22 protein-coding genes are annotated in these 20259 nt (G+C 62.2%); 21 read left to right on the top strand and 1 reads right to left on the bottom strand.

Annotated features, from left to right (window positions below; genetic code table 11):
* Positions 1 to 6 precede the first annotated feature (6 nt).
* Positions 7 to 978 (bottom strand): bile acid:sodium symporter family protein, encoded by a 972-nt coding sequence (locus MOV80_RS17625; RefSeq protein WP_019100007.1) that lies wholly within the window; start codon positions 976 to 978, stop codon positions 7 to 9.
* 95 nt (positions 979 to 1073) lie between these two features.
* Here MOV80_RS17625 and MOV80_RS17620 point away from each other — a divergent pair, with 95 nt between their 5' ends.
* From MOV80_RS17620 to fliR, 21 genes are all read left to right on the top strand, one after another.
* Positions 1074 to 1997 (top strand): LysR family transcriptional regulator, encoded by a 924-nt coding sequence (locus MOV80_RS17620; RefSeq protein ID WP_191185616.1) that lies wholly within the window; start codon positions 1074 to 1076, stop codon positions 1995 to 1997.
* Positions 1998 to 2190: 193 nt separating this feature from the next.
* The gene (locus MOV80_RS17615) at positions 2191 to 3408 is read left to right on the top strand and encodes an EAL domain-containing response regulator (protein WP_118267942.1); all 1218 of its coding nucleotides are present in this window, start codon (positions 2191 to 2193) and stop codon (positions 3406 to 3408) included.
* Positions 3409 to 3419: 11 nt separating this feature from the next.
* Positions 3420 to 3929, top strand: coding sequence for a molybdopterin-dependent oxidoreductase (locus MOV80_RS17610; RefSeq protein ID WP_043592932.1), 510 nt, complete (start codon positions 3420 to 3422; stop codon positions 3927 to 3929).
* Positions 3930 to 3934: 5 nt separating this feature from the next.
* Positions 3935 to 6160 (top strand): ATP-binding protein, encoded by a 2226-nt coding sequence (locus tag MOV80_RS17605; protein ID WP_052052173.1) that lies wholly within the window; start codon positions 3935 to 3937, stop codon positions 6158 to 6160.
* Between the two features lie 129 nt (positions 6161 to 6289).
* Positions 6290 to 6787 (top strand): low molecular weight protein-tyrosine-phosphatase, encoded by a 498-nt coding sequence (locus MOV80_RS17600; RefSeq protein WP_083860550.1) that lies wholly within the window; start codon positions 6290 to 6292, stop codon positions 6785 to 6787.
* Between the two features lie 79 nt (positions 6788 to 6866).
* The gene (locus tag MOV80_RS17595) at positions 6867 to 7565 is read left to right on the top strand and encodes a chemotaxis protein CheB (protein WP_085951880.1); all 699 of its coding nucleotides are present in this window, start codon (positions 6867 to 6869) and stop codon (positions 7563 to 7565) included.
* A gap of 22 nt (positions 7566 to 7587) precedes the next feature.
* Complete coding sequence (locus tag MOV80_RS17590; RefSeq protein ID WP_019099999.1) at positions 7588 to 8964, top strand: sigma-54 dependent transcriptional regulator; 1377 nt, start codon at positions 7588 to 7590, stop codon at positions 8962 to 8964.
* 2 nt (positions 8965 to 8966) lie between these two features.
* Positions 8967 to 9287 carry a flagellar hook-basal body complex protein FliE gene (gene fliE, locus MOV80_RS17585; RefSeq protein ID WP_019099998.1) on the top strand — a complete coding sequence of 107 codons (321 nt, stop codon included), beginning with the start codon at positions 8967 to 8969 and terminating at the stop codon, positions 9285 to 9287.
* A 101-nt stretch (positions 9288 to 9388) separates the two neighbouring features.
* Positions 9389 to 11083: a flagellar basal-body MS-ring/collar protein FliF gene (gene fliF, locus MOV80_RS17580; protein WP_019099997.1), complete on the top strand. Its 1695-nt coding sequence runs from the start codon at positions 9389 to 9391 to the stop codon at positions 11081 to 11083.
* Positions 11076 to 12074: a flagellar motor switch protein FliG gene (gene fliG / locus MOV80_RS17575; RefSeq protein WP_043592937.1), complete on the top strand. Its 999-nt coding sequence runs from the start codon at positions 11076 to 11078 to the stop codon at positions 12072 to 12074. Before fliF ends, fliG begins: the two co-directional genes overlap by 8 nt.
* Positions 12055 to 12885 carry a flagellar assembly protein FliH gene (locus MOV80_RS17570; RefSeq protein ID WP_043592939.1) on the top strand — a complete coding sequence of 277 codons (831 nt, stop codon included), beginning with the start codon at positions 12055 to 12057 and terminating at the stop codon, positions 12883 to 12885. Before fliG ends, MOV80_RS17570 begins: the two co-directional genes overlap by 20 nt.
* The gene (fliI, locus tag MOV80_RS17565; RefSeq protein ID WP_019099994.1) at positions 12863 to 14260 is read left to right on the top strand and encodes a flagellar protein export ATPase FliI; all 1398 of its coding nucleotides are present in this window, start codon (positions 12863 to 12865) and stop codon (positions 14258 to 14260) included. Before MOV80_RS17570 ends, fliI begins: the two co-directional genes overlap by 23 nt.
* 9 nt (positions 14261 to 14269) lie before the next feature.
* Positions 14270 to 14719 carry a flagellar export protein FliJ gene (gene fliJ, locus MOV80_RS17560; RefSeq protein ID WP_118267938.1) on the top strand — a complete coding sequence of 150 codons (450 nt, stop codon included), beginning with the start codon at positions 14270 to 14272 and terminating at the stop codon, positions 14717 to 14719.
* A gap of 73 nt (positions 14720 to 14792) precedes the next feature.
* Positions 14793 to 15734 carry a flagellar hook-length control protein FliK gene (locus MOV80_RS17555; protein ID WP_157221975.1) on the top strand — a complete coding sequence of 314 codons (942 nt, stop codon included), beginning with the start codon at positions 14793 to 14795 and terminating at the stop codon, positions 15732 to 15734.
* 106 nt (positions 15735 to 15840) lie between these two features.
* The gene (locus MOV80_RS17550; RefSeq protein ID WP_019099991.1) at positions 15841 to 16365 is read left to right on the top strand and encodes a flagellar basal body-associated FliL family protein; all 525 of its coding nucleotides are present in this window, start codon (positions 15841 to 15843) and stop codon (positions 16363 to 16365) included.
* Between the two features lie 5 nt (positions 16366 to 16370).
* Entirely contained in the window at positions 16371 to 17375 is a 1005-nt protein-coding gene (gene fliM, locus MOV80_RS17545) for a flagellar motor switch protein FliM (protein ID WP_019099990.1), read from the top strand.
* 95 nt (positions 17376 to 17470) lie between these two features.
* Positions 17471 to 17851 carry a flagellar motor switch protein FliN gene (gene fliN / locus MOV80_RS17540; protein ID WP_198001705.1) on the top strand — a complete coding sequence of 127 codons (381 nt, stop codon included), beginning with the start codon at positions 17471 to 17473 and terminating at the stop codon, positions 17849 to 17851.
* Positions 17852 to 17862: 11 nt separating this feature from the next.
* Positions 17863 to 18327, top strand: a complete 465-nt coding sequence (gene fliO, locus MOV80_RS17535; RefSeq protein ID WP_249605344.1) for a flagellar biosynthetic protein FliO — start codon at positions 17863 to 17865, stop codon at positions 18325 to 18327.
* On the top strand, positions 18324 to 19070 hold the full coding sequence (fliP, locus tag MOV80_RS17530; RefSeq protein WP_039753250.1) for a flagellar type III secretion system pore protein FliP: 747 nt from the start codon (positions 18324 to 18326) through the stop codon (positions 19068 to 19070). Before fliO ends, fliP begins: the two co-directional genes overlap by 4 nt.
* Positions 19071 to 19141: 71 nt before the next feature.
* Positions 19142 to 19411 (top strand): flagellar biosynthesis protein FliQ, encoded by a 270-nt coding sequence (fliQ, locus tag MOV80_RS17525; protein WP_019099986.1) that lies wholly within the window; start codon positions 19142 to 19144, stop codon positions 19409 to 19411.
* Positions 19411 to 20187, top strand: coding sequence for a flagellar biosynthetic protein FliR (gene fliR / locus MOV80_RS17520; protein ID WP_019099985.1), 777 nt, complete (start codon positions 19411 to 19413; stop codon positions 20185 to 20187). The genes fliQ and fliR overlap by 1 nt, the downstream gene beginning before the upstream one ends.
* Positions 20188 to 20259: the final 72 nt, after the last annotated feature.

Below are 20259 nucleotides of genomic sequence, written 5' to 3'. Positions count from 1 at the left end.
GTCTTTTTAACGAGACTCCGCCGTTTGTTGTTGCCGGCGGTAGCGCTGCGCCAGCGTCGCGCACGCCATCAACTGGATCTGGTGGAACAGCATCAGCGGCAGCACGATGGAGCCCAGCGTCGGCGCGGCGAACAAGACCTTGGCCATGGGCACGCCGCTGGCCAGGCTTTTCTTGGAGCCGCAAAACACAATGGTGATCTGGTCCGCGCGTGAAAAACCCAGCTTGCGGCTCAGCAGCATGGTGATGCCCAGCAGCAGGCCGAGCAGAATCAGGTTGACCAGCAGCAGCGCGGCCAGCGCCCGGGGAGGCGTTTGCCGCCACAGCCCGCTGATCACCGCGGCGCTGAAGGCGGTGTAGACCACCAGCAGGATGGAGCCCTGATCGACGTAGCGCAGCAGGCCCTTGTTGCGGTCCACCCAGCCGCCTATCCAGCGCCGGGCGATCTGGCCGGCGACGAAGGGCAGCAGCAATTGCATCACGATGTCCAGCACCGGCCCCCAGCCCTGGCCGGCGCCGTGGTGCTTGACCACCAGCAGGCTGACCAGCAGAGGCGTGATGAAGATGCCCAGGATGTTGGAGGCGGTGGCGCTGCAGATGGCGGCAGGCACATTGCCCTGCGCCATGGAGGTGAAGGCGATGGACGACTGAACGGTGGAAGGCAGCATGCACAGATAGAGCACGCCCAGGTAGAGCTCAGGCGTCAGCAGCGGCTGCAAGGCCGGTTGCAAGGCTAGGCCGAGCGCCGGAAACAGCAGGAAGGTGCAGCCCAGCACCAGCAGGTGCAGCCGCCAATGCGCGGCGCCGGCCAGCACCGCCTCGCGCGACAGCTTGGCGCCGTGCAGGAAGAACAGCAGCGCGATCGCCAGATTGGTGACGAGGTTGAACGCGGCGGCGACGTCGCCGGAGCAGGGCAGAACGGAAGCCAGCGCGACGGTGGCGAGCAGGGACAGGGTGAAGGCGTCGAGTAGTTTGGGCATGGGGCGATGCGGCGATGGCAGGGGAAGCCGCTATTGAACCGCAGCGCAATTGAGAATACAAATGCATTTATCTGATCTATTCATGAGTAATTGATATGAATGTGACTTTGCGCCAATTGCGGGTCTTCCAGGCCGTGATCGAACTGGGGGGCTTCAGCCGCGCCGGCGACGCGCTGGGCTTGACCCAGCCGGCGGTCAGCCGCGCGGTGAGGGAGTTGGAGCAGGCCTTGGACTTGCGCTTGTTCGACCGCACCACGCGAGAGGTGGAGCCCACCGCGGCGGCCCGCCGGCTGCAAGGGAAGCTGACGCGGGTGCTGGAAGCGCTGCAAGAAGCCTTGAGCGAAGCCCGGATGGAGGGCGCGCAGGCCCACGGCGTGGTGCACGTGGCCAGCAGCCCTACCTTGTCGGCTAGCCTGATGCCTTTGTTGATTGCGCGTTGTCGGCAGCGCTACCCGCAATTGAAGCTGGTACTGCACGATCAGGTGCAACGGTTGAACATCGAGGCGGTCACGAGCGGGGAGGTGGATTTCGGCCTGGTGGTGGAGCCCGACGCGGCTGTTCCGCTGGAGAGCGAACCCTTGCTGGAGGACGACTTCTGGCTGGTGTGCCGCAGCGACCACGATTTGGCCGCCCATGAGGCCGCGCATTGGGCGCAGTTGGACGGCCTGCCGCTGGTGTTGCTGGACCACAGCTCCGGCAGCCGCAGACTGATTGATGAGCTGCTGGTCAAGCATGGCCTGGAGTGCGAAGTGACGCAGCAATTGGGGCACTCGCAATCGGTGTTCCACATGGTGGAGGCCGGCCTGGGCCTCAGCGTCACGCCTGGGCTGGCCATGCCACTGCCCGCCGGCGGCGGTTTGAGCGTATTGCCCCTGCTGCCGGTGGAAAGGCGCCGCATTGTGTTGATCAAACGGCCTAACCGTTCCTTGTCGCCGCTGGCGCGGAAGGTCTGGCTGCTGGCGCTGGAAATGCGCGAGGAACTGGCCGTCGCGGCGCGCCCCGCCGCTTGGGGCGGCTGAGTTTGCCGGTCATGGCCGGGGGCGCTTGCTGGAAAAGACGAAGGCCGCAGGCTATTTAGATACTAGCAGGAGTAAAAACGGCCTTGGACCGTGGCGCGGCGTAAAACAGCGCAGAGGGGCTTGGTTGCGGAGGCTCGCAGCGGGCGCCGGTAGCGAAAATAGCCAGCAGGAGATGGGCTAGATGGGGGGGGAGATGCCGCAAATCTTGGTGGTTGACGATGAAGCCATATCCCGGCAATTCCTGACAGCAGTGCTGCGCCAAATGGGCATGAATAAGATATCCGAAGCGGTGGACGGCTTGGACGCGCTGATGCAGCTGGATGCCGGAGACCGGGCTTTCGATCTGATCTTTTGCGATTTGGACATGCCGCGGATGGACGGCGTCGAATTTGTGCGCCATTTGGGAGAGAGGGCTTACCAAGGTAAATTACTGATCACCAGCGGTTTCGACGAGAGGGTGTTGGACAGCGTGGCGGATCTGGCGAGGATGTACGCGCTGCGCTTGTGTGGCGTCTTGCCCAAACCGGTGGATCCGGAGCAATTGCTGGCAATGCTGGCCGCGCCCATTGCGGCGGGAGAGGCCCTTTGTCTACCCATGGAGCGGATCAATAGCGAAGAGTTGCGCCTGGGTATCGATCGCGGTGAAGTGGTGCCGTTTTTCCAGCCGCAGGTGGATGTGGCCTGCGGCCGGGTGTTGAGCGTGGAGGTGCTGGCGCGTTGGCTGCATCCGCAACTGGGCCTGCTCGGCCCGCTGCAGTTCATCGAGCTGGCCGAACAGAGCGGCCTGATCACGCAGATGACCAAGCGCTTGTTCGCTGATGCGTCGCAAGCGTTGAAGCGTCTGGACGCGTGGAAGCGCCTGGACATGTCGGTCAATCTTTCCATGCAGTCCTTGAAGGACTCCAGCCTGGTGGCTTCTTTGGTGTCGATTGCGCGCGAAACCGGTTTGGAGATGTCCCGGGTGACGTTTGAAGTCACGGAAAGCGGCGTAATGGCGGATCCGGCCTCTGCGCTGGAAATCATGACCCGCTTGCGTTTGAAGGGCGCTGGCCTGGCAATTGACGATTTCGGCACCGGTTTCGCCAGCATGGACCGGCTGGCGCGCATCCCGTTCACCGAATTGAAAATCGACAAAGGCTTTGTCATCGACGCGGCGGGCAACGCCACCAACCGCTCCATTTTCCTCGGTAGCGTCGAACTGGGGCACAGGCTGGGGCTGAAAGTGGTGGCCGAAGGTGTGGCTTCCGAGGCCGAATGGGCCTTGTGCCGGGAGTTCGGCGTGTCAGCCGCTCAAGGTTCCCTGATCTCCCCGCCGGTAGACGAGGCTTCCTTCGCCGAGTGGCTGGCGAGTTGCGCGGGAGGGGGGGGGCAGTCAGCGCGGGATTGGATATTCATTGCAACGCCTACCTAAGCGAGAAAATCATGAGACGACTTGGAACCCTATTGCTGCTGCTTGGCCTGGCCGTCGCGGCGCCCTTGGCCACGGCGGCCGCCGTTTTGGCCAAACCCGTCGGCAAAGCGGTGCTGGTGATCAGCGGCAACATCAGCCAAAAGAACCAGGGCGACGCCGCGGCCTTCGACATGGCGATGTTGGCCAAGCTGCCGCAACGCAGTTTCAGCACCCATACCCCCTGGTATCCGGGCTTGACCCGCTTTTCGGGGCCGTTGTTGCGCGATGTGCTGGCCGCCGCCGGCGCCCATGGCAAATTGTTGAAGGCGGTGGCGCTGAACGACTACAAGACCGACATCCCCTTTGACGACGCCAGCCGTTTCGATGTGATCCTGGCGACTCAGATGAACGGCAAGCCAATGCCGGTGCGGGAAAAAGGCCCCTTGTTCATCGTCTATCCCTACGACTCGCAAGAAGAGCTGCGTTCGGAGCTGTATTACAACCGTTCCGCCTGGCAACTCAAATCCCTGCTGGTGCATTGAGCGCGATGGATACGCCGCAGCGCAGCCATTCCACCTGGCGTAGCCTGATCTTGATCGGGGCTACGCTGGCCTGCGTGTTCGCCGGAGTGGCTTACATTCAGGTGCGGCAGGCGGACATGCTGAACACCGCGGCGCGTTACGAGGGCGACAACATCGTATGGGCCTACTTCCAGCTCGAAACCGAGGCCATGCGGCTGCAGACGACGATAGAACACGTGCTGAACCACGAGCAGGACCGGGCCGAGCTGCAGGAGCGCTACGACATCTTTGTCAGCCGGGTGGGAGTGGTGGATCACGGTCTGTACTCCAGCCTGCTGGACGGCACCCAGGAATACCAGCAGGCCCGTCCCAAGCTGGACGCCTTCATCCGCAAGGCCGACGCCTATTTCAGCCGCCAGTCCGGCGCGGTGCTGGAACTGGACGGCTTGCGACGGCTGGACTCCGAACTGGACTTGCTGAGCGGGCCGTTGCACGACCTGTCGCTGGTGGCCAATCAGCGCATGGCGGAGCAAGTGGACGCGCGCAACAAAAGCATGCAGCAACACATCGTGGTCAGCAATTGGTTGATGGCCTTTGAATGGGCGCTGATCCTCGGCTTCGCCACTATCGTGGTCCGGCAGTTGCGGCAGTTGGAGCGGCGGCGCCACGAGCTGGAAGAACTGACCGACGTACTGGAGCTGGCGCGGGTGCAGGCCGAAGCCGGCAGCATGGCGAAAAGCGTGTTTCTCGCCAATATGAGCCATGAAATCCGCACGCCGCTCAACGGCGTTCTGGGCATGCTCTCCTTGCTGGGAGACTGTACCCCCACGCCGGTGCAAGCCGACTACATCAAGACCGCCGAAGAGTCCGCTCGCCATCTGATGGCTTTGCTGAATGATGTGCTGGACGCCAGCAAGCTGGAGTCGGGCAAGCTGGACCTGCTGCCCACGGTGTGCAATTTGCGGCAACTATTATTGCAATGCGAAAGCCTGATGCGCGGTCAGGCCGTGGCCAAGGGGTTGGCCATGCGCATGGCTCTGGATTTGAACGTGCCCGAATGGGTGCTATGTGATCCGACCCGCCTGCGGCAAATCCTGCTCAATCTGCTCAGCAACGCGATCAAGTTCACCGAGATGGGCGCGGTGACTATCCAGGCTGAGGCCGTGGAATCGGGGGCGGAAAGCGGCGCCGTGTTGCGGATCACGGTCAGGGACACCGGCATAGGCATGGACGACGCCACCCTGGCGCGGCTGTTCAAGCGCTTCTCCCAGGGCGACAGCTCCACCGTGCGCCAATACGGCGGCAGCGGCCTGGGGCTGGAGATTTCGCAGAACCTGGCGCAGCTGATGGGCGGCGGCATCACCGTGCACAGCGCGCTGGGCGCGGGCAGTGTCTTTGTGCTGTCGCTACCCTTACAGGCGATGAGTGCGCCGGAAGGCCGGGTCAAGGCGGGGGGGGAGGCGGATCCGGCGGAGCTGGGACGTCAGCTGCGCGTTTTGGTTGTGGACGACAACCCGGTCAATCGCAAATACATGCAGGCGATGCTGCAGAAACAAGGGCATTTCGTCACCGTGATTCAGGACGGCGCGGAAGCGGTAGAGGCGGCAACTCGGCAACCTTTCGATCTGGTCTTGATGGATTTGCACATGCCGGCGATGGACGGCATCGAAGCGACAAGACATTTGCGCGAGCGTGCGATGACGCCGGGCATGAAGGTCGTCGCTTTGACGGCCGATGTTCTCGCGGAAACGCGGGATAAAGCCCTGGCCGGCGGGCTGGATGATTTTCTGGCCAAGCCGCTGCACGTGGAAGATTTCCAAGCCATGCTGGAGCGTCAGTTCGGCGATGAACCCGCTCCGGAGCACAGCGCCGAGCCCTCCATGCTGCCGGCCTTGCTGGACGTGGCGATGATAGAAAAAATGACGGAAATGCTGACCCTGGAAAAATACCGGGAGCTGGTGGCGCAATTCTTCGCCGGCAAGGTCGGCCGGGTGGACGAATTGCTGGCCGCGGCGCTGGCCGGTCAGCGGGATCAGGTGCGGCGCCACTCGCACAATTTGAAGGGCGCCGCGCTGACACTGGGCTTCAGCGCTTTGGGCGGGTCCTGTGCCGGACTGGAGCGCTTGGCCCTGGCCGCGGAGGAGGATTTGGCCGACGAGGCGGAAAGAGTGGGCCTCCTGTTTGATTCCACGCGCAGCGCCTGCATCGCGGCCGGCTATCTGGATGGCATGGACTTGCCGGCGTTGCGTTAGTCGCGGGGGCTGCGTGAAAATCGCCGGCGCGCCCCTCATGGGCGCGTAGCCGGCGGTGGAAGTGATAAGATCGAGGCGAGTCAGTGCTTGAATCCCATACTGAATAAAAATAGAGAGCCGAAGCCGTCCATGAGCCAGAACGATTGCTTGTCCATTTTGTTTGTTTGCATGGGAAACATCTGCCGGTCGCCAACCGCGGAAGGGGTGATGCGCGCCAAGCTCAAGAGCGCAGGCCTGGAGGCGCGGATGCGGGTGGAATCCGCGGGCACGCATGACTACCACGTCGGCGAAGCACCGGACCGGCGCACCTGTCAGGCGGCGCTGCGCCGCGGCTACGACCTGTCCGATTTGCGGGCAAGACAGGTGGAAGCGCTCGATTTCGAGCGTTTCGACTGGATTTTGGCCGCCGACCGGCAAAATTTGGCTTTGTTAAACGCCCAATGTCCGCCATCCTATCGCGGCAAGCTGCATTTATTGCTGGAGCCGCTGTCCGGCGCCGTCCGCGAGGTGCCCGATCCCTACTACGGCGGCGCTGGCGGTTTCGACGCCGTGCTGGATCTGGTGGAGGCGGCTTGCGACGCCTGGCTGGCCCGCATGGCCGACGCGGAGACGGAGCCGGCGCCATGAAGCCGTTTGACGCGGAAGTGCCGCGCGCGCGGGCTGTTTTTACGATAACCATAGAAAGTCAAGGACGCGTATGGGGCAGATGACGAGGGGAACCTCCGCCAAGAAGCCGCTGGATGTTGTGCCCAGCCACAATGCGGACATCATCTTGCCCAAGCAGGCCGGTAAAATGCCCTTGGCCAGCCAGGCAGTGATCGTCATCGGCTCTTCCACCGGGGGCACGGAGGCCCTGCGCACCTTGCTGACCGCGCTGCCGCCCTCGATGCCGCCCATTCTGATCACTCAGCACATGCCGGAAATGTTCACCCATTCCTTCGCCACGCGCTTAAACACCTTGTGCAAGTTGACTGTGAAAGAGGCGGAAGACAATGAACGGCTGCAAAACGGCACCGTCTACATCGCGCCGGGCCATTCCCACCTGCTGATCAAGCCCGCGCCCACCATAGGCTACGCCATCGGCCTGCATGCTGGGCCGCCGGTCAACCGGCATCGGCCGTCGGTGGACGTGCTGTTCCGCTCCGCCGCCAATCTGGTGGGCAAGAACTGCATCGGCGTTATCCTGACCGGAATGGGCAGGGACGGTGCCAGCGGCATGCTGGAGCTCAAGCAGGCAGGCGCCTGGAATATTGCCCAGGACGAAGCCAGCTGCGTCGTGTTCGGCATGCCCAAGGAAGCCATCGCCATGGGCGGCGCGCATGAGGTGCTGGCCTTGGAGAGCATCGCCACGCGCCTGTCGGTGCTGGCCTCGCAAAAGCAACACCAAGCCGGCGGGTCGGCTTAACCCTCTGATAGAACAAGAAAACATGAAGTATCTCCCTATTTTGGTGGTGGAAGACGACGCCGATTTGCGCGAAGCCATCGTCGACACTTTGAGCCTGGCCGGCTACCCCACATTGGAGGCCGGCGACGGCGCCGCGGCCCTGGCCAAATTGAAAGAAGCGCCGGTGGGGTTGATCGTGTCCGACGCCCAAATGGCGCCGATGGACGGCTATACGCTGTTTGAGGAGGCGAAAAAGCGTTATCCCGGCGTGCCTTTCATTCTGATGACCGCATACGGCGTGATTGAAAGGGCGATTGAATTGCTGCGCGCGGGCGCCGCGCATTACCTGCTCAAACCGTTCGAGCCGGCTAGTCTGATTACTGAAGTGGAAAAGCACCTGCTGCGCATGCCCAGCGAAGCGGGCGGCGAAGTGGTGGCGGAGTCCGCCGCGATGCGGCAACTGTTCGCGCTGGCCGGGCGCGTGGCCGGAAGCGACGTCAGCGTGATGATTTCCGGCCCCAGCGGCGTAGGCAAGGAGGTGTTGGCGCGTTACATCCACCGGCACTCCAGGCGCTGCGAAGGGCCTTTCGTCGCGGTCAACTGCGCGGCCATCCCGGAAAACCTGCTGGAGTCCACCTTGTTCGGCCATGAGCGCGGCGCCTTCACCGGCGCGGCGCAGGCCTTGCCGGGGAAGTTCGAGCAGGCGCAGGGCGGTACCATTTTGCTGGATGAAGTCACCGAGATGCCGCTGTCGCTGCAAGCCAAATTGCTGCGGGTGCTGCAGGAGCGGGAAGTGGAGCGCGTCGGCGGCACGCGAACCTTGAAACTGGATATCCGCGTGTTGGCCACTTCCAACCGCGACCTGCAAGCCGCGGTGGACGCAGGCCAATTCCGCGAGGACCTGTATTTTCGCCTGAACGTGTTCCCGATGCGCATCCCGGCGCTGGCTGAGCGGCGCGACGATATTCTGCCTCTGGCACGAATCATGCTTAAAAAGTACGCAGAGGCCGCCGGAAGAGGCAATCTGATCCTGTCCGAGGATGCGGAACGTCATTTGACGGCCTATAGTTGGGAGGGTAACATCCGCGAACTGGAGAATGTGGTGCAGCGGGCGGTGATTCTTGCCGCCGGGGCGGAAATTTTTGCCGCCGATCTGCTGCTGGATCACGACTCCGTCGCGGCTCAGGTTACCCGGACAGCGTCTGAAAAAGACAATTCCGTGTCGGATGAAACCGACATGAAAACGCTAGAGAAACGCCATATTCTGGAAACCTTGACCGCGGTGGGCGGCGTCAAGAAGCTGGCCGCGGAAAAACTGGGCATCAGCGAGCGCACATTGCGCTATAAATTGCAGCGTTACCGTGATGAAGACGCTGCCGACGGATGTCAGGAGGTTCCAGGTGGAAATGGCTTGGAGTAACCATGTCAGTGCCAAATATCGATCAACTGTTGGGCGAGCTGCGCACCGCCTCGGCCCTGGCCGCGGGCAAACCCGCCGCTACGGCCCCGGAAGCGTCCCAGGTGGACTTCTCCGCTGTGCTAAAGTCCACCTTGGAGCAGGTGAACTCGGCGCAGCAGACTTCGCAGGAGATGCAGAAGCAATTTGAATTGGGTGACGAGGGGGTCAACCTGCAGGACGTGATGGTGTCGCTGCAGAAAGCCAGCCTGTCGTTCCAGACCATGGTTCAGGCGCGCAACAAGCTGGTCACCGCCTATCAGGAAATCATGAATACCCAAGTCTAGCGCTGCCGGACCCGACCAGCCGGCGGCGGTGGGCTCGAACCTAAAACCACTGTATGGCTGACCTGGCAGAAGAAAACGCTACGCCCGTTTGGCGAAGCCGCATGAATGAAGCGTCTGATCGCTTCAAAGCGCTTCCCAACAATAAAAAAGTCCTGTTCCTCGCGGCGGTGGCCGCTATTTTCGCCGTCATCGTGGGCGCGGTGGTGTTGAACCGCACGCCCAGCTATAAAATCCTGTTCTCCAATATCTCCGACCGCGACGGCGGCCAAGTGGCCGCTTCGCTGCAGCAGATGAACGTGCCGTACCAACTGGGCGAGGGCGGCACCATCTCCGTGCCCTCGGACAAGGTTTACGACGCGCGCTTGAAGCTGGCGGCGCAAGGCTTGCCCAAGGCCGGCGGCGTCGGGTTCGAGCTAATGGACAATCAGAAGTTCGGCATCAGTCAGTTCGCCGAGCAAGTCAACTATCAGCGCGCGATCGAGGGCGAACTGGCGCGTACCATTGAAGCGGTGGGTTCGGTGGAGAGCGCACGTGTTCATATCGCCATCCCCAAGCAAAGCGTATTCGTGCGCGAGCAGCAACAGCCCACCGCTTCGGTGATGTTGACCCTGTTCCGCGGCCGTTTGCTTGACGCGGGGCAGATCGCGGGCATTCTGCACTTGGTGTCCAGTTCGGTGCCCAATCTGCCGGTTAAGAACGTCACCATCGTCGATCAGGATGGCAATCTCCTGTCCAAACAGAGCGGCCCGGATGAGAACTCGGGTCTGGATCAGAGACAGCTGGGGTACGTGCGGCAGGTTGAAGAGGGTTATGTCAAGCGCATTGAGGATATCCTCGAGCCCATTTTCGGAAAGGGCAACTCGCGCGCTCAGGTTACCGCCAGCGTCGATTTCGCCGAGGTGGAGCAGACCTCGGAAACCTTCAAGCCCAATTCCAGCCCCAACCCATCCGCTACCCGCAGCCAGCAGATCAGCGAAAAGCTGAATAACGGCGCGGCGCTGCCGTCCGGGGTGCCGGGAGCCTTGTCCAATCAGCCTCCGTCGGCCGCTTCCGCGCCGATCACGCTGCCGCCGGGTGCCGCGCCCGGCACGGCCACGTTGTCCGGGCAGACCATGGGCGCGTCCGGCACCTTGCAACGCGACATCACCACCAATTACGAAGTCGACAAAACCATACAGCACACTAAGATGCCGCAGGGCGGCGTCAAGCGCCTGTCCGCCGCAGTGGTGGTCAACTACCGGCGCATGCCAGACAAGAACGGAGAGATGAAGCCGACGCCGCTGACTCCGCAGGAGGTTCAGCAGATCAATAATCTGGTCAAAGAGGCGATGGGCTTCAACACTCAGCGCGGCGACACCCTGAACGTGGTCAACGCAGCCTTCGCCGACGCCGAAGTGCCGGCGACGCTGCAGGAAAAAGTTACCGACTACGTGACCAGCAACGGTTCCAGCCTGCTCAAGTACGGCCTGCTGACCATCGCAGTGCTCTACCTGTTGTTCGGCGTGGTGCGCCCCATCATGCGCGACTTGGTCAAGCCGCCGGCCCCAGCCAAGGGCAGCGAAGAAGAGGCCGCGGCGCAGGCCGCCGCCGCGGGCGGTCGCTTGCTGGGCGTCGCAGGAGAAGAGGGCGAAGAAGGCGCGGCCGGTCACGCTGGCGGCGCCGCGGGCGGCGGCGATCCGCGCGAAGCGCAGATGCGGCAATACACCACCAATCTGGAAGCGGTGCGTGAAATGGTGAAATCCGATCCGCGCATGGCCGCTCAGATCATCAAGGAATGGATAAGCGCCGATGAGTGAGAACGGAGTGCGCAAGAGCGCGGTGTTGCTGTTCAGCCTGGGTCAGGCGGAAGCCGTCGAGGTATTTAAATACCTTGGCCCCAAGGAAGTGCAGAAGATTTCTCTGGCGATGGCGGCGATCAATAATCTGAGCTACGAGCAGATTGACGAGGTAGTCAGCGAATTCAAGGGCGAGTGCGCGGCGCGCGCCAGCATCGGCGCGTCCGACGAATACTTGCGCAATGTGCTGATCGAGGCGCTGGGGCCGGATAAGGCGGCCAACCTGCTGGACAAGATCATGCAGGGCAACGATCACAGCGGGATCGAAAGTCTGAAGTGGATGGATCCTTCTTCCGCCGCCGACTTGATCCGCAACGAGCACCCGCAGATCATCGCCACCATTCTGGTGCATCTGGAGCCGGACCTGTCCAGCTCCATCCTGTCCTACTTCCCGGAACGGATGCGCAATGAAGTGCTGATCCGCACCGCCACGCTGGAAGGCGTGCAACCGCAGGCGCTGCGCGAGTTGAACGATGTGTTGACCCAGCTCTTGTCCGGCTCCGACCGCATCAAGAAGAGCGCGGCCGGCGGTATTGGTCTGACCGCGGAAATCCTCAACTTCATGGGGTCCAACGTGGAAGCCGCGGCGCTCAACTATATCCGCGAATACGATCCGGAGCTGGCGCAGCGCATTCAGGACAAGATGTTCGTGTTCGAGAACATCCTGGAAATCGACGACCGTTCGATCCAGACCATTCTGCGCGAAGTGCAATCCGATTCCCTGGTGATCGCGCTCAAGGGCACCAGCGCCGAGCTCAAGGACAAGATTTTCCGCAATATGTCGCAGCGCGCCGCGGAAATGCTGCGCGACGATCTGGAGTCCAAGGGGCCGGTCAAACTGTCCGAAGTGGAGGCCGAGCAGAAGGAGATTCTCAAGGTGGTACGCAAGCTAGCCGACGACGGCCAGATCGTGCTAGGCAGCAAGGGCGGTGATGAAGGTCTCGTCGAGTAATCCCATCATTCCCGGCGAAGAGTTGGAGGGCTGGAGCAGTTGGAGCCCCAACGCGCTGGACGGCCTGACCCAGAGACTGACGCCGGTGCAGCTGATGGAGCTGGCGCAGCAGCGTCGCCGTCAACAGGAGCAGGCGCAGGCTGAGTCCGCCGTCGAGCCGGCTTCGGCCGAGGGGGGGGAGGCCGCCGAAGCCGCGGACGGCGAGCGCGCGGTGAGCGGCTATCCCACCGCTGCCGAGCTGGAGGCCATTCATCAGGAGGCCTGGCAGTCCGGCCATGAGGCTGGGCTGGAGGCCGGCCGCGCGGCCGGTTACCAAGAAGGCTTGACCGCCGGGCGGGAGCAGGGCTTGGCCGAGGTGCGTGCTGAGCAGGAAGCTCGTTTCGCCGAGGCCTGGCAGCCCTTGCAACAGTTGGCGGAAGGGCTGGCGCAACAGATTTCCCGTTTTGAAACTGAACTGTCCGCGGATTGGTTGGCCTTGGCGTTGGAGCTCGCCGGCCAACTGAGCCATGGTCTGGCGCGGCAGAACCCTTTGCTGATTCAGGAGCTGCTGCGCGAGGCGCTGGACGATCTGCCTGCCACGCTGGCGCAGGCGCGCTTGCGTCTAAACCCGGCCGATCTGGAGGTGGCGCGAGAGTTTCTGGCGCAGGAAACACCGGAAACCCAGTGGCAATGGATTGAAGACCCCGAGGTGGAGCGCGGCGGCTGTGTAATAGACACTGCCGCGCTGAGGTTGGATCTGACCATGGGCACCCGTATTGCCGCCATGCGCAAGGCGCTGGGAATGGACGATGAGCCACCCGCAGCTGATTGAGCGCCAACGCGCATGGCTGCGCGACTGCGCGGACAGCGCGCGCGCCGCCAAACTGTGGCAGCCCTGTGGCAAGCTGGTTCGCGTTACTGGCATGGTGATGGAGGCTGTGGGTCTCAAGCTACCGGTGGGCAGCGCTTGTCAGGTGGCTTTGGCGGACCGGAAGCTTGTGGAGGCCGAGGTGGTGGGCTTTTCCGGCGACAAAGTGTTCCTGATGCCATTGAGCAACGTCCACGGCCTGTTGCCGGGCACGCCGGTGATGCCGCTGACGCCGCGGCACCCGCCGCAATTCGGCAAGACTCAAGCCCAGGCGGCCACCGACGGCTCGTCCGGCCGCATGGTGCCTGTGGGGCTCAGCCTGCTGGGCCGAGTGTTGGATTCGCTGGGGCGGCCGCTGGACGGCAAAGGCCCCATTCATCCTGATGCCTGGTTCCCGTTGCACAGCCAACCGATGAACCCGCTGGACCGATCGCCGGTGCGCGATGTGCTGGATGTCGGTGTGCGTGCCATCAACGGTTTGTTGACGGTGGGGCGGGGTCAGCGCTTGGGCCTGTTCGCCGGCTCCGGCGTGGGCAAGTCGGTGTTGCTGGGCATGATGGCCCGCTTCACCAAGGCCGATGTGGTGGTGGTGGGCTTGGTTGGCGAGCGCGGCCGAGAGGTCAAGGACTTCATCGAAAACATTCTGGGCGACGAAGGCATCGCCCGTTCGGTGGTGGTTGCCGCGCCGGCGGACATGCCGCCGCTGATGCGCCTGCACGGGGCGGCTTACGCCACCGCGCTGGCCGAATACTTCCGCGCTCAAGGCCTGGACGTGTTGCTGCTGATGGATTCGGTGACCCGCTATGCGATGGCGCAGCGCGAGATCGCGCTGGCCATTGGCGAGCCGCCGGTGACCAAGGGCTATCCGCCGTCGGTGTTCGCGCGCCTGCCGCAATTGATTGAGCGCGCAGGCAACGCCGCGGAGGGCGGCGGTTCCATCACGGGCTTTTATACGGTGTTGTCTGAAGGTGACGATCAGCAGGATCCGATTGCCGATTCCGCCCGCGCCATTCTGGACGGCCACTTTGTGCTGTCGCGAGAACTGGCCGAGTCCGGTCACTATCCGGCCATCGATATCGAGCAATCCATCAGTCGGGTCATGGTGGATGTGGTGCCTCAAGCGCAGATGGCCTTGGCCCGGCAATTCAAGCAGCTGTACTCCCGCTATCAACGCAACCGCGACCTGATCAGCGTCGGTGCCTACGTGCCGGGTTCTGACCCGGTGCTAGACGACGCGATGCGGCGCCAGTTGCCCATGGTCGGTTTTTTGACCCAGCCGATGCATGAGTCGCAGGATTTCTCTTCCAGTTGCGAACAATTGCAGGGCGTGTTGTCCTGAGGCTGAGCCGTGGCGGAAAGCAAATACCTGTTGTTGATTCGTTTGGCCGACGACAAGCAGAAAGCGGCCGCCGAGCGTATGCGGCTGGCGCAAAGCCGGTTGGCGGAGGCCCGTTCGCGCCAGGAGCAGCTGGACGCTTTTCGCGGCGAGTACCGGCAACGGCTGACCAGCCGCGGCGCGCAGGGCATCAGCGCTTTGCAATATCAGGATTTTCAACGTTTTCTCGCACGCCTGGATGAGGCCATGGTGCAGCAGCAGGGAGATGTGGAGCGCTGCACTCAGCGCTTCTTGCTGGAGCGCCAGGCCTGGCAGCATGAGTACAAGAAGCTCAAAGCCTACGAAAAACTGTTGCAGCGCGAGCAAGAGCGCGCTGCCGTGCGCGAGGCGCGGGCGCAGCAGAAGGCCAGCGATGAATTCGCCACCCGGCGGTTTTGGGACAGTACCCACGGCGAGGAGTGAGGGCCGACTCAAGGTCCGCGCTTGGCACGCTAGTTGCTTTATTGCTTGCGTCTTACTTGTTAGAGAGTCGGCCATGACGACACCTGTGAACGCAGCCGCGGCCAATCCGGTCAGCGGCAAAGCCAATATGCCGGGGGGCAATCTGGCCACTGCCGGCGATACCGGCGCCGGCGATCTGTTCGCCAGTCTGCTGGGGCTGCAGATGAGCTCCTTGGGCAGCTCCTTCTTGCCGGGCGCCAACGCCGACCCTTTGGCGGAGGCGATCCTGGACAAGGATAAGCCGACCAAGAGCGAGGATGGTCAAACTTTGGCGACGCCGTTGCCGGGAATGCCGCTGATGGGCTCGGCGCAGCAGCCTGTTCAGCAGCAGGCGGTGACTTCGCCGCGGGCCAATAGCGATTTACCGACCGGTGCCAAGCCCGTTGAACTCAAGCCCGACATTGCGGCGACGCTGCCCGCTTCGCTGGCCAAAGCCCGCAATCTGTCGCTGCCGGCGCAGCAAAATTTGCCGGAGGACGGCAAGGTCTTGCCGCAGTTTTTGCCGCTTCAGGGGCATGAGCAGCTAGCGGCCAAGCCGGCTGCGCCCACGCCGGTGTTCACCGTGCAACAGCCGGTGACCGATCCCAACTGGGCCAAGGCCATGAGCGAGCAGGTGATGGGCATGGTCAGCCTCAAAGCCGACAAGGCGCAGATTCAGCTGAACCCGCCGCAATTGGGACCGATCGAGGTAACGCTGAAGATGAACGGCAACGACCAGGCGCAGGTGTTGTTCGCGGCGGCGGTGCCGGCCACGCGCGAGGCGTTGGAAAACAATATGCATCGTCTGTCTTCCATGCTGGCCGCCGGCGGCATTCAGCTAACCGACGCGCAGGTGTCCAGCGGACAATCCGGACAGCAACAGCAGGCGTTCCAGCGCGGGCAATCGCAGCGCCAGAACGAGAACGCCGAGCCCGAGCCGATGGATGCATTGAGCAGCATCAAGGCGGCTCGCGGCATTCTCAGCATTTTCGCCTGATCATTTGTGATAATCTCCCCTGTTCAATTTGCATCTAAAATTAGAAAATATAGTGAAGAAATCGTTTAAGATTTCACTATGAACACCCAGTGAACAGGGCAGGTATATGGCAGAAGATAAAAAAGCGGAAAAAGCAGAGAAAAAAGCAGGGGGCGGCGGCGGTAAATTGATGCTGATCGTCATTATATTGCTGGTGCTGGTCTTGGCCGCGGTGGGTGGCTTGGCCGCCTATATGTTCACCAATATGAATAAGCCGGCGGCGGCTGGCGAACACGCCGAGCAGACCAAGGAAAAACCCAAGAAGAAAAAAGAAGGTCCGCCGATCTTCGAAAAGCTGGATACTTTCGTGGTGAACTTGGCCGGCAACGACGGCTCCTTGCTGCAGGTGGATATGCAGGCGGAGCTGGCCGACGAGGAAGCCAAAAAGAAATTCACCGATTACGCGCCTAAAATTCGCAGCGCGTTGATCTTGCTGCTGTCGTCCAAGTCCGCGGTGGAGTTGGCCACGCCTGACGGCAAGGTGCGGCTGAAGGCCCAGGTCAAGCAGATCATCAATGAGTCGATGGACGCCGGCGAGGAGCAGCCGGTGGAAAGCGTGCTCTTCACTTCCTTCATCATCCAGAAGCAGTAAGCGGCATGGGCGACGATATTCTTTCCCAGGAAGAGGTGGATGCCCTACTCAGGGGCGTCTCCGGGGAGGATGAGGATGATGGCGGCGGCGGGGACGCGCAAGGCGTCCGCGGCTATGACATCGGTCGGCAAGAGCGCATCGTGCGCGGCCGCATGCCGACGTTGGAAATCATCAACGAGCGTTTCGCGCGCAATCTGCGCATCGGCCTGTTCAACTTTATCCGCCGCAACGCGGAAATCTCGGTTGGGCCGGTGCGGGTGCAAAAGTACAGCGAGTTCATCCGCAATCTGGTAGTGCCCACCAACCTGAACCTAGTGCATGTCAAGCCCTTGCGCGGCACCGGGCTGTTGATTTTCGACCCGGACTTGGTGTTTCTGATTGTCGACAACCTGTTCGGCAGCGACGGGCGCTACCATGTGCGGGTGGAAGGCCGCGACTTCACTCCCACCGAGCAGCGCATCATCCGCCGTTTGCTGGATGTGGTGTTCGTCGAGTGTCAGAAAGCCTGGGAGCCAGTGCATCCCATCGAGTTCGTCTATCTGCGTTCCGAAATGAACACCCAGTTCGCCAATATCGCCACGCCCACCGAGGTGGTGGTGGCGATGACTTTCCATATTGAGCTGGGCGCCGGCGGCGGCGATTTCCATATTTGTCTGCCGTATTCGATGGTGGAGCCTATCCGCGACGTGCTGTCCAGCACCATGCAGGCGGACCGCACGGAGGTGGACAATCGCTGGGTCAACCTGATGACGCATCAGGTGCAGGCGGCGGAAGTAGAATTGGTGGCGACTTTAGGCAAGACCAAGGTGACCTTGGGTCAGATTTTGAATTTGAAGAACGGCGACGTGGTGATGCTGGAGATTCCGGAGCGGGTGGAAGCCGACGTATCGGGCATTCCGGTGTTCGAAGCCAGTTATGGCACCGTGCAGGGGCGCTATGCGCTGAAGGTGGAGCAGGTGTTGGCCGGCGCGAATGATTTTCACGAGCCTCTGGGGGATAAAGAGCAATGAGCGAAGAAGAATTGCAAGCCGCGCAGATGGAGGCCGAAGCGGCCGCAGCCGCGGCAGCCGCTGCCGGCGGAGCCGGCGGCGAGGAAGAAGTGTCGATGGACGACTGGGCCGCCGCAATGGCCGAGCAGGAAGTGGTGGATTCCGCTCCAGAGCCGATGCCGGCCCAAAACCTGTTCCAAGAACTGGGTGCGAGCACCTCCGGCGCGGGCGTCCCGCAGAATCTGGACATGATTCTGGACATCCCGGTGCAATTGACCGTGGAGTTGGGCCGAACCAAGATCGCCATCCGCAACTTGCTGCAATTGGCGCAGGGGTCGGTGGTGGAACTGGACGGCATGGCCGGGGAGCCGATGGACGTGCTGGTCAACGGTTGTCTGATCGCCCAGGGTGAAGTGGTGGTGGTCAACGACAAGTTCGGTATTCGTCTGACCGATATCATCACGCCCGCGGAACGCATTCGCCGTTTGCAAAAATGACGAGGTCAGCCATGTTTGCGATGACGCGCCGTGCTGTGCAGGGCGCTTTTTATTTGGCGGCGTCCGGTCTGGCCGCTGCCGCCACGGCCACGGCCACGGTAGCACCGTCTCCGGCGGCCGCGCCGTCGCCGTTCATGAGTTTGCTGCAGGTCTTGTTCGGCCTGGCTGTGGTGCTGGGCGCCATCGTCGGCATGGCCTGGCTGTTCAAACGGCTTTCCGGCGGCATGCTGGGCGCCTCCAACCGCCTGAAGGTGGTCAGCGGAACCATGGTGGGGCCCAAGGAGCGCGTGGTGATCGTGGAGCTGGAGGGGGAGTGGCTGGTGCTGGGCGTGACGCCGCAGCAAGTCAATCTGCTAAGCAAGCTGCCGCGCCCGGAAGGCGCGGAAATCGAAGCGGCGCCGGCGGCGGAGCCTTTCGCGCGCTGGTTGAAGGCGGCAATGGACAAGAGCCGCAATAGCAAGGCGGGACCGCGATGAGGCCATGTTTCCGATACGGCGCGCTGGTTTTGTTGGCGACGCCGTTGATCGCGGACGCGGCCGGCGGCTTGCCTTTGATGAGCAGCACGCCGGCGGCCGGCGGCGGGCAGAATTATTCGCTCAGCTTGCAGATGCTGCTGTTCATGACCGGGCTGACCTTCATCCCGGCGATGATGCTGATGATGACGGCTTTCACTCGCATCATCATCGTGATGTCGCTGCTGCGGCAGGCGATGGGCACCATGCAGTCGCCGCCCAACCAGGTGATCGTCGGTTTGTCGCTGTTCCTGACTCTGTTTGTGATGGGGCCGACTTTCGACCAAGTCTACGCCAAAGCCTGGGTGCCGTTCTCAGACGATAAGATCACGCTGCAACAGGCGGTGGACGAGGCCAGCAAGCCGATGAAGGCTTTCATGCTGCGCCAAACCCGGGAGAAGGACCTGGCCTTCTTCATCGAGATTTCTCAATCGGAAAAGCCGCAGACCAAGGCCGACGTATCCATGAAGACCCTGGTGCCGGCTTATGTGATCAGCGAGCTGAAAACCGCCTTCCAGATCGGCTTCATGGTGTTTATTCCCTTCCTGATCATCGATCTGGTCGTGGCCAGCATCCTGATGGCGATGGGCATGATGATGGTGTCGCCGGTGACGATATCGTTGCCGTTCAAGCTGATGCTGTTCGTGCTGGTGGACGGCTGGACCTTGCTGATGGGCTCGCTGGTGCAGAGCTTCTATACTGGCTGAGGCGGCATGACGGGGTGTGACTGGAAACGTCGCCGGGCGGGGCCCGGCGTTTTAGGCGAGGAGCGGGCGGCATGAGTCCGGAGCTGATCATCAATATCGTGCAGAACGCGCTGTACATCCTGATCATCGTCGCGGCGCCGGTGTTGCTGGTGTCGCTGTTGGTGGGTTTGCTAGTCAGCGTGCTGCAGGCGGCGACTCAGATCAACGAGATGACGCTGACCTTCATTCCCAAGCTCCTGGCGATGTTTCTGGTGCTGGTGCTGGCCGGACCGTGGATGCTGAACACGCTGATTGAGTACACCACGCGGCTGTTCCAGAGCATTCCGCACGTGATCGGCTGATGCTGAGCATTTCCGATGCGCAGATCAACGCGCTGGTGGCCATGTTCGTTTGGCCGTTCGCGCGCATCGTCGGCCTGCTGCTGGTGGAGCCGGTGTTCGCCTACCGCGGCGTGCCGCGCCGTTTCAAGGCCGGGTTCGCGCTGATCCTCACCGTGATGCTGGCGCCCTTGCTGCCCCCGTTGCCGGCGGTGCCGCTGGTATCGGCGGAGGGAATGGCCATTCTGTTGCAACAGTTGTTGATTGGCCTGTCGATGGGTTTCGTCATGCGTATCGTGATTTCCGCGGTGGAAGTGGCGGGTTTCATCATGGGTTCGCAAACCGGCTTGGGTTTTGCCATGTTCTTCGACCCGATGCACTCAGCTCAAGTGCCGGTGGTGTCGCAGCTGTTGACCCTGTTCACCTTCTTGCTATTCCTGGCCTTCGACGGTCACCAAGTGGTGTTGTCCACCTTGGTGGAAAGTTACCGGGTGCTACCGATAGGCATGAGCATGCCGGACCAGGGCATCAAGTCGCTTGCCCTGTGGGGCGGCCACCTGATCGAGTGGGGTGTCTGGCTGGCCATGCCGGTGATTGCGGCTCTGCTGATCACCAACCTGGCGATCGGGGTGATGACCCGCGCCGCGCCGCAGTTCAATATCTTCACTTTCGGTTTTCCGCTGACCCTGATGATAGGCTTCATCAGCATCTACCTGACCTTGCCAATGATGGTGCCGGTGCTGGAGCAGATGTATCGCGCCGGTTTCGAGATGATGCTGGCCATGCTCAAGGCCAAGTAGCGGCGGCCGCCGCCCCTGTCCAGACTCCAGTGGATTCGAAAAGCCTGCTGGCAGCGTTGATTCCGCGCTCGT

The sequence above is a fragment of the Chromobacterium sp. IRSSSOUMB001 genome (assembly GCF_023507765.1).
Taxonomy (GTDB): Bacteria; Pseudomonadota; Gammaproteobacteria; order Burkholderiales; family Chromobacteriaceae; genus Chromobacterium; species Chromobacterium haemolyticum.
This window is presented reverse-complemented; position numbering and strand designations above follow the sequence as displayed.

Bases quoted from the DNA above. Each gene is read 5' to 3' on its own strand.
- MOV80_RS17595 (WP_085951880.1), top strand. From the start codon at position 6,867: ATGACGAGGGGAACCTCCGCCAAGAAGCCGCTGGATGTTGTGCCCAGC.
- MOV80_RS17600 (WP_083860550.1), top strand. From the start codon at position 6,290: ATGAGCCAGAACGATTGCTTGTCCATTTTGTTTGTTTGCATGGGAAAC.
- fliM (WP_019099990.1), top strand. From the start codon at position 16,371: ATGGGCGACGATATTCTTTCCCAGGAAGAGGTGGATGCCCTACTCAGG.
- MOV80_RS17620 (WP_191185616.1), top strand. From the start codon at position 1,074: ATGAATGTGACTTTGCGCCAATTGCGGGTCTTCCAGGCCGTGATCGAA.
- fliG (WP_043592937.1), top strand. From the start codon at position 11,076: ATGAGTGAGAACGGAGTGCGCAAGAGCGCGGTGTTGCTGTTCAGCCTG.
- fliO (WP_249605344.1), top strand. From the start codon at position 17,863: ATGTTTGCGATGACGCGCCGTGCTGTGCAGGGCGCTTTTTATTTGGCG.
- fliN (WP_198001705.1), top strand. From the start codon at position 17,471: ATGGACGACTGGGCCGCCGCAATGGCCGAGCAGGAAGTGGTGGATTCC.
- fliQ (WP_019099986.1), top strand. From the start codon at position 19,142: ATGAGTCCGGAGCTGATCATCAATATCGTGCAGAACGCGCTGTACATC.
- MOV80_RS17590 (WP_019099999.1), top strand. From the start codon at position 7,588: ATGAAGTATCTCCCTATTTTGGTGGTGGAAGACGACGCCGATTTGCGC.
- MOV80_RS17555 (WP_157221975.1), top strand. From the start codon at position 14,793: ATGACGACACCTGTGAACGCAGCCGCGGCCAATCCGGTCAGCGGCAAA.
- MOV80_RS17610 (WP_043592932.1), top strand. From the start codon at position 3,420: ATGAGACGACTTGGAACCCTATTGCTGCTGCTTGGCCTGGCCGTCGCG.
- MOV80_RS17605 (WP_052052173.1), top strand. From the start codon at position 3,935: ATGGATACGCCGCAGCGCAGCCATTCCACCTGGCGTAGCCTGATCTTG.
- MOV80_RS17570 (WP_043592939.1), top strand. From the start codon at position 12,055: ATGAAGGTCTCGTCGAGTAATCCCATCATTCCCGGCGAAGAGTTGGAG.
- fliI (WP_019099994.1), top strand. From the start codon at position 12,863: ATGAGCCACCCGCAGCTGATTGAGCGCCAACGCGCATGGCTGCGCGAC.
- fliF (WP_019099997.1), top strand. From the start codon at position 9,389: ATGAATGAAGCGTCTGATCGCTTCAAAGCGCTTCCCAACAATAAAAAA.
- fliP (WP_039753250.1), top strand. From the start codon at position 18,324: ATGAGGCCATGTTTCCGATACGGCGCGCTGGTTTTGTTGGCGACGCCG.
- fliE (WP_019099998.1), top strand. From the start codon at position 8,967: ATGTCAGTGCCAAATATCGATCAACTGTTGGGCGAGCTGCGCACCGCC.
- MOV80_RS17625 (WP_019100007.1), bottom strand. From the start codon at position 978: ATGCCCAAACTACTCGACGCCTTCACCCTGTCCCTGCTCGCCACCGTC.
- MOV80_RS17615 (WP_118267942.1), top strand. From the start codon at position 2,191: ATGCCGCAAATCTTGGTGGTTGACGATGAAGCCATATCCCGGCAATTC.
- fliR (WP_019099985.1), top strand. From the start codon at position 19,411: ATGCTGAGCATTTCCGATGCGCAGATCAACGCGCTGGTGGCCATGTTC.
- MOV80_RS17550 (WP_019099991.1), top strand. From the start codon at position 15,841: ATGGCAGAAGATAAAAAAGCGGAAAAAGCAGAGAAAAAAGCAGGGGGC.